Origin of the sequence: Aminobacter sp. AP02, from assembly GCF_003148805.1 — a bacterium.
In the GTDB taxonomy this organism is placed as follows: domain Bacteria; phylum Pseudomonadota; class Alphaproteobacteria; order Rhizobiales; family Rhizobiaceae; genus Aminobacter.
On record NZ_QGGX01000015.1, the window covers coordinates 141,839 to 148,509 of the forward strand.

Consider the following 6,671-nt stretch of genomic DNA (forward strand, 5'->3'; position numbering starts at 1 on the left):
CGTTCCGCAGCCTGTCTACTGCATCTTTCGGAGGGACATGTGTGTTGAAATCAGGTCGGTTTGCGATGTCTGGACAGACAATTTCTGACGGCTAATATGTTCTCATGTTTGGGGATCGGTCTTTTTCGAGCAGGTCAACATGAACAACGATCAAATCACTCGACGCGGATTCGTATTGGGTAGCCTGGCATTGCTGGCTTCCGGATGCACATCGATGCCAGGCGCGCCCATGATGGCCGCCTACAACGGGCACCCTCCCGTGGACGCCCGCTTCAAGCGTCAGCGTGTGAAATATGACGGCGCCGAGCCGGCCGGAACAATCGTCGTCGATACGTCGGAGAAGTTCCTCTATGCCGTTGAAGGCGAGGGCTGGGCGACGCGCTACGGCGTTGGCGTCGGAGAAGACGGGCGCACGGTAAAGGGCAAGGCCACCATCGGTCGCAAGGCGGACTGGCCTGCCTGGACGCCGACCGCCAGCATGATGGAGCGCAAGCCGCGTCTCGTCCAATATGCGGGCGGCGTTCCCGGCGGTCCCGACAATCCGCTCGGTGCGCGCGCGCTATATCTTTATCGTGGAGGCAAAGACACGATGTTCCGCCTTCACGGTACAAATGAGCCTTGGACGATCGGCACCGAAGTATCGAGTGGCTGCGTTCGACTAACAAATGACGACATCATAGATCTCTATGATCGTACCCCTGTGGGTACCACCGTGCTGGTTATCTGATGTTGGCGCTCCAGACGCATCCTTCAATCTCCGTGCGCGATCAAGCGAATTTCCGTCACGTAAACTTCTTTGACTGTGTCCTTGTTGCACTAGGCCGCAGTGCAATTGACCGATAGCCTGTGATGGTCCACAATTGATTTGTGGGGCTTTGTCTAGATACCGATTCCACCTTAGGGGGAAGGATTGCTAATGAGCAAATTTCTAGTCGCAGTAGTCGCCGTGTTTGCCGTGGTCGGTCTTAGTGGCTGCGGAACTATCGGCAAAGGTAAGGGGAAAGCCCCGCCGCCTGTCGTCGAGCCGGCACCGGCGCCGATCTACAAGTAAAAGATCGGCCTTGTTGATTGTGGGAGGGCCTTCATTGGCCCCCCCACCATTTCCTTCGATACAGACTAGGGCGCACCTTCGAGTCCCTAGGTCTTTGTCCGGACACTGGTCGTGGATTTGTCCTGCCTTGTGGTCTTGGCTCATTCCAGGTCAAAAGCGGAGCTGTGGAGATGGCGCTACTAGGTGGCCGTTTGCTTTTCGTTGCCTTGATGGCCCTTACTACAGCGGCGTGCCAGGACAGCGGTCCCCAACCTCGCTTCATATCGAACTCGGATGATGGCGGAACACCTGTCGAGGCGTCCGGAGCGGCTGCGCGCGAGGTCAAGACGGCGAGCGTAGCCAAAGACAATGGCTACTTCATAGAGTTTCGATCACGCTACGCGCTGAGCTATGGCCACACCTATGTGGTTTTCGGGCGCTCGACTAAGAGCGGGGAGATGATCAATCCCCAAGTTGCTGGTTTGCATCCGGCTTCAGAGAGCGAAGTCCCTTATGTGATGGGTCATTTCGTGCCGGTGAAAGCCGAAACGGGTTGGAGCGACGGCGATTTGGAAGAGCAGTACCGGTCTGCCAGCTGGCGGCTCATGGTTACCGAATCCGAATACAACCAGATCGTCGCGAACATTCGCAAGCTGCAAGCAAGTTCGCCGGTTTGGCACGCTGCGCTTTACAACTGCAACGCTTTCGTGGCCGACATTGCGCGCTCGATAGGTTTCAAGACGCCCGCCATCCAACTTCGGTCACAACAGTTCGTCACCAAGCTTCGCGAAATGAATGCTGGTCGCAAGATCGTTATTCACACGCCGACTATTTCCTCGGCTGGTTGAGTTCGATAACGTCGGGCGGCTGTTAGTTTTTTGATTGTAATTTCAAGGCCGTAGGAACGTAGATTGAGCATTTCGATAGCGTCAGTGGGCCAGGCAGCGTGGGTTGTCGGTGTCGTTGGATGGTACATCATCCGCTATCCTTTCGAGCGCCGCGCCAAGCGGGTCCGGGTCGTAAGCGACCGCCGTTCGCGCACCGACGCTGTCGGGCTTGCGAGCGCTCTCTTTGGCTTGGCGATCTTTCCGGCGTTTTATATCGCAACGGGTATTCCGCGAGCCGCCGACTATCCAGCAAGCGCGTGGGCAGTGGCCGTCGGCATCGTGCTGTACGCGGCCGCGCTGTGGGTTTTTCACAGGTCTCACAAGGAACTTGGGCGCAACTGGTCGATCACATTGGAGATACGCCAGCAGCATGAACTGGTTTCAGGCGGGCCTTACGCCTTCATACGTCACCCCATGTACACGTCCTTCCTGCTGATGGGCCTTGGTCAGGCCTTCTTGCTGTCGAACTGGCTTGTTGGGCTGGTTGGACTGGCTGGTTTCGCAGCGCTTTTTTTCCTTCGGGTGGACAAGGAAGAGCGTATGATGGAGGAAATCTTCGGCCCGCAATACCGGGCCTATATGGAGAGGACGAAGCGCATTATCCCCTATCTGTATTAGAGGTGGCACGATGAGAGGCCGGGCCTTCAAGCTTTCGTCGGCGCGACGCCTTGTCTGCGATCTGATGCGGTTCTCGATCGGGATTCCGCGTGTCACGGTGCAGCGGAGAATGAATGTCGGAACGCTGCAAGCCGCCAGGATGGCCCAGCAGACAAGAGCGTCCTGGACTGTACTTTTCCTCAAGGGGTACGCGCTTCTGGCGCGCGAAGTTCCGGACTTGCGGCGCGCCTACATCAAGCTGCCCTGGCCGCAGCTCTACGAATTCCCGGTCAGCGTCGCTTCGGTCGCTCATGAGCGCGAACATGACGGCGAGAGGATCGTGTTGCTAAGCACGATCAGGGGGCCGGAGGGCCGCTCGATTGCAGAACTCGAATCTTCGATCCATTCCGCGCGCTCGCTGCCCGTCATGGAAATCAAGGACTTCCGGCGCGCGCTTAAGATGGCGCGAGCGCCTGGGCCTGTCAGATGGCTGCTGATGTGGCTGGGGCTGAACATTGGGCGGCAACGGGCGCGCTATTTTGGAACCTTTCAGCTTTCGGTCTACTCGGGCCTTGGAGCAGAATCCCTCAACCCGCTGACACCTTTGACCACGCTGCTCAATTACGGCCCGATTGGCGAGGATGGCTTGGTGGATGTCCGCATTCACTATGACCACAGGGTCATGGACGGGGCCAATGTCGCGCGCGCCTTAGTGAGATTCGAAGAGATACTGAACGGCGCGGTGGCCAGTGAAGTGCAAAATGCCGCTCAAATCCGGGCTCCATCCGGTGCGACGGCTGCAGGTGCAGGTGCATGAATTCAGACGTACAGATCCGGCCGGCGGTGGTGGTCATAGGGGCGTCCCGCGGGATCGGCAGGGCAATCGCCAAGGTAGCGGCCCGGGAGAGGTCGGTGATCGTGCTGGTGGCGCGTTCGAGTGAGGGACTGGCTGCTGCAGCATCTGATGTCCGGCAAGCGGGCGGTGACGCAGTCACATTCGAATTGGATCTGCTGGCAGCCGATGCGTCACAGCACCTGGAGGCGTTCCTCGCTACCAAAGGTCTGGTCTGCGATGTCCTGGTCAATAGCGCCGGCTATGGCCTGCGCGGCGCGGCGATCGCACTGCCTATCGATGACCAGCTTGGGATGATCGACCTCAACATACGTGCCCTGACCGACATGACACTGCGATTTCTGCCCGAGATGGTGAAGCGGGGGCGTGGTGGCGTGCTCAACCTTGGTTCGGTCGCGAGTTTCACGCCGGGCCCCTACATGGCCTTGTACTACGCGAGCAAAGGGTTCGTGCGCACCTTTTCGGAGGCACTTCATCAGGAAGTGCGCAAGTCCGGTGTAACAGTCACTTGTGTCGCTCCGGGGCCGGTGTCGACGGAGTTCCTTGAAAGGTCGGGCGCCAACCAGACGGCGCTGTTCAAGATTCTGCCGAAGCTCGATTCGGAAGATGTTGCCGAACGCGCCTGGCGCGGGTTCAGGTCCGGCCGCCGCCTGGTCGTGCCTGGGTTCTCATCCAAGCTCGCCGCATTCACAGCGGCGTTCTTGCCTTCGGCGGCGCTCCTGCCGTTGATTGGCTATCTGCAGCGTAACGGCAATGATCCGTGCCCTTGCGGTTCCGGCAAGAAATTCAAGAAATGCTGCGGCGCGCGCTGACTTTCTAATCATCAGCCGGCGCAATGAACGTTCGCGCACGGCTTGGCATGGGCACGGCCGACATGGTTGGCTTCAGGCGTTGCGGTAGCAGCCTGCCGTCAATCCATGTATGGTTTCGTTCTGCCACAGCCTAGAAAGTTGGGACGTTGCTCACGGTTTGAAAGGCGCGAAATGGCCGACCCGGTCCAGCCTACCGATCTCCCTGGAGACATGCCATGCTCCCCCGTCGTGCGTCGCGTTGACGGGGATGAGCCGGAATGAATGCGGCCATCCACACATTCGTTCTGGTGCTTGCGTCAATCTTTCCGGTTGTCAATCCGCCCGGCTCCGCGCTCGTGTTCCTCGGCCTGACAAGCCGCGCAACCCCCGAACTCCGCGCCGTTCTTGCGCGGCGTATCGCGGTGAATTCGCTCATCCTTCTAGCGTGCTCGTTCCTCCTGGGTGCGCTCATCCTGCAGTTTTACGGCATCTCCATCCCGATTCTTCGTGTCGCCGGAGGATTCGTTGTGGCCGTATCGGGATGGAAGCTTCTGAATGAAGGAAGCCAAAAGGAGATGGAGGCGTCGGCAGGAGGAGTCGACCGGACCAATTTGCTCGATCAGGCGTTTTATCCGCTGACATTGCCACTGACCACGGGGCCCGGTTCGATCGCGGTCGTTATCAGCATCGGACTTTCAGACGCGACGATCAGCAGCCCTGCGGAGAGGATCATATTTGTCTTGGCGAGCCTCAGCGCCATCGCCGTGCTGGCAGTGACGATCCTGTTTTGCTTCGCCTATGCAGATCGCATCCAAAGGCTCCTCGGCCATGGAGGCACGGACATCGCCGTGCGTCTGTCTGCATTCATACTGTTTTGTCTTGGTCTGCAAATCCTTTGGTCAGGTGGAAACGAATTGCTCCGGTCAGTCCTATATGAGGGGGCAGCGCCGTCGCTCCCCACGCCGCGATGAGATTGCGGGGCGAGGTGACAAATTCGGGTTTTGGCAAAGCCAGCCGGATCGGCGAATATTGCTTGGTCGAGGGTGTGAAGCCCGGTCACGTCATGCGCGACGAAGCGAACGCCGCTGCGAATCTCATGATTCATGATTCGCATCTGTCGCGTGAACACGTTTCGAGCAATGCTCCGCAAGTGCGGGGACAACAAAAGCTGCACGCATCAAGAATCAGGAGACGCACGCGTACGACCTCACGCTGCTGAAGGTTCGCCATGAGCCGGTTTGTCCCGCAAGGCGACATGGGTGTCCGACGAGGTGATGTCGTGCTTCGCCAAGCCATCGCCATCCTTTATCTGTCCGACAGCTCTGCCTGGGCGATCCATAACGGATCGGGCGCAACCGTTCTGCTCGCCAACAGCACCGGTTCGGCGATGCGGCTGGGGGTGGATGTTCTGGAGACAGTGCACGAAGCCCTCGAAACTCATGGGCAGCGCGTCATGAGCAATCATCATTGCAATTACCGGTCGCCGCCCGAGAATGGGGTAGCCGGCGCATACAATGGAAGTAGGTCGGGCTTCCAAAGCTCATCAAGCCGGTCAGCTGACCCTCACATGCTCATTGTGATAGTTCACAGGCATGTGTCACGAGGTCAAGTTGTCAACTATTGCCGTCTGTGTGGGTGACCGATGGTCGCCTCAGATTGGCGACCCGACTGTCGCTGGCTGGGGGACGGTGGCGGCATACGCCGTCTGCGTGGTGTTAAGTCTTATGGCGCTGACGCGCGCGCAAGACAGCCGCGAACGGGCCTTCTGGCGACTGGTAGCGCTCGCAATGCTGTCGCTTGGCGTCAACAAGCAACTGGACCTGCAATCCATGTTGACGGCAGCCGGACGCTGCTTGTCACAACTTCAAGGTTGGTATGAAGAGCGCCAGGTGTTCCAAAGAAAATTCATCATCGGACTTCTGATTGTGGCTGGCCTGCTCCTCGCCCTGGCTGTCTGGCTGATGCGGGGACGCCTGCGGCGGAACGGTATGGCGGTGCTCGGTGTTGCATTCGTTACGGCTTTCGTAGCGGTCAGGGCAGTTGGATTTCACCACGTGGATACGCTGATCGATAGCCGATTGCTCGACATTCGCTACAACGTGCTGTTCGAGCTTTCCGGTCTTGTTCTCATCGCCGCGAATGCCATCGCGCTGATTGCTGTCCTTTGAACGTCTACACTCCGAGGGGCAGTCCCTCCGCAGCACCGAAACGCAAGCAAAGGGCAGGGCCCCAGATACATTCGGTGGCGCTAGCTCGGGAATGGTCATGCCCTTGACAAAGCGAGCGCAAGCCGCCCTCGAACCGGCATGTCAGGTCGCCAGTTGCGTTATCTGACGGCTAGAGCCGTTCAGGTTTTGACGGAAGCATATCCGGCGTTCTGGAAATAGTTGGCACATTCGGCAGGTTCGATCGCGGATGCGAGGCTGCCAACATGCCGCCATGTGTCCTCGACGGTTCGCTTCTGCGCCTGCCGCATCCAATGCTTGATCTTGGCGAAGGCCTGCTCAATTGGG

Annotated in this window: 8 protein-coding genes and 1 pseudogene; 8 read left to right on the top strand and 1 reads right to left on the bottom strand. The window is 58.7% G+C overall.

Going from position 1 to position 6,671, the window contains the following annotated elements:
• Positions 1-139 precede the first annotated feature (139 nt).
• The 8 genes from C8K44_RS19485 (at position 140) to C8K44_RS19525 (ending at position 6,326) form a co-directional block, all read left to right on the top strand.
• Positions 140-727 carry a L,D-transpeptidase gene (locus tag C8K44_RS19485; protein WP_109577430.1) on the top strand — a complete coding sequence of 196 codons (588 nt, stop codon included), beginning with the start codon at positions 140-142 and terminating at the stop codon, positions 725-727.
• A gap of 189 nt (positions 728-916) precedes the next feature.
• Positions 917-1,051, top strand: a complete 135-nt coding sequence (locus C8K44_RS19490; RefSeq protein ID WP_109577431.1) for an ABC transporter — start codon at positions 917-919, stop codon at positions 1,049-1,051.
• A 170-nt stretch (positions 1,052-1,221) separates the two neighbouring features.
• Positions 1,222-1,878, top strand: coding sequence for a hypothetical protein (locus C8K44_RS19495; protein ID WP_109577432.1), 657 nt, complete (start codon positions 1,222-1,224; stop codon positions 1,876-1,878).
• Positions 1,879-1,947: 69 nt separating this feature from the next.
• Entirely contained in the window at positions 1,948-2,535 is a 588-nt protein-coding gene (locus C8K44_RS19500; RefSeq protein WP_109577454.1) for a protein-S-isoprenylcysteine O-methyltransferase, read from the top strand.
• A 10-nt stretch (positions 2,536-2,545) separates the two neighbouring features.
• The gene (locus tag C8K44_RS19505; RefSeq protein ID WP_109577433.1) at positions 2,546-3,331 is read left to right on the top strand and encodes a hypothetical protein; all 786 of its coding nucleotides are present in this window, start codon (positions 2,546-2,548) and stop codon (positions 3,329-3,331) included.
• A complete protein-coding gene (locus C8K44_RS19510) occupies positions 3,328-4,179 on the top strand; it encodes an SDR family NAD(P)-dependent oxidoreductase (protein WP_109577434.1) in 852 nt (283 codons plus the stop codon). The genes C8K44_RS19505 and C8K44_RS19510 overlap by 4 nt, the downstream gene beginning before the upstream one ends.
• A 257-nt stretch (positions 4,180-4,436) precedes the next feature.
• On the top strand, positions 4,437-5,129 hold the full coding sequence (locus C8K44_RS19515; RefSeq protein ID WP_109577435.1) for a MarC family protein: 693 nt from the start codon (positions 4,437-4,439) through the stop codon (positions 5,127-5,129).
• Positions 5,130-5,882: 753 nt separating this feature from the next.
• Entirely contained in the window at positions 5,883-6,326 is a 444-nt protein-coding gene (locus tag C8K44_RS19525; protein ID WP_199227145.1) for a hypothetical protein, read from the top strand.
• A 179-nt stretch (positions 6,327-6,505) separates the two neighbouring features.
• Here C8K44_RS19525 and C8K44_RS19530 read toward each other — a convergent pair.
• Positions 6,506-6,671: pseudogene (locus tag C8K44_RS19530) on the bottom strand (IS630 family transposase); the annotation flags it as partial.